Genomic DNA, 604 nt, shown 5'->3' on the forward strand with positions numbered 1-604 from the left:
CCGTCTGCCCGCGCGCCCACGGCGAGACGGCGTCGGCGGGCACCTCCGGTTCCACCGCCTTCAGCGCGGCCCCCGGATCGCCGCGCGCCAGGTGCAGGCGCGCGGTCGTCAGGGCGCGTCCGGCCTCCAGTACGGGGTCCCGCATCGCGGGGTGCGCCTCGGCCGCCGTGTCGAGCAGGGCCTGGGCCTGTCCCAGTTCGTCGCGGTCCACGGCGACGGCGGCCAGGACGAGCCGTTCGACGCCGGAGCCGGACGGCCGGGGCAGCCCGAACCTCTCCGTCTCGGCGAGGGCCTCGCGGGCCCTGCGTTCGGCCCTGCCGAGCCAGCCGTCCAGGTAGTCGATCAGGGCGAGCCGGCCGAGCGAGTCCTCGCGCGGGAGGGCCGTGGCCGCTCCCGGGGCGGAGTCCGCCACGGTGGACAGGGCGGCCCGCGCCTCCTCGAAGCGCCCGGCCCACAGCCGTGCGGAGCCGAGGTGGTCCAGCAGCAGCGCGGTGAGTTCGGGATGCCGGTCCAGCAGTTCGGCGGGGACCGCCTCCCGCAGCCTCCCGGCCGCCCGCGCCGCGTCCTCCGCCCGCTCCGGCGCACCGGCCAGCCGGGCGGCCAG

At 79.1% G+C, this 604-nt stretch carries 1 pseudogene; it reads right to left on the minus strand.

The features are described from left to right. Positions 1–604: pseudogene (locus tag B7767_RS40975) on the minus strand (helix-turn-helix transcriptional regulator); the annotation flags it as partial.

Origin of the sequence: Streptomyces sp. 13-12-16 (assembly GCF_002114215.1) — a bacterium.
Taxonomy (GTDB): Bacteria; Actinomycetota; Actinomycetes; order Streptomycetales; family Streptomycetaceae; genus Streptomyces.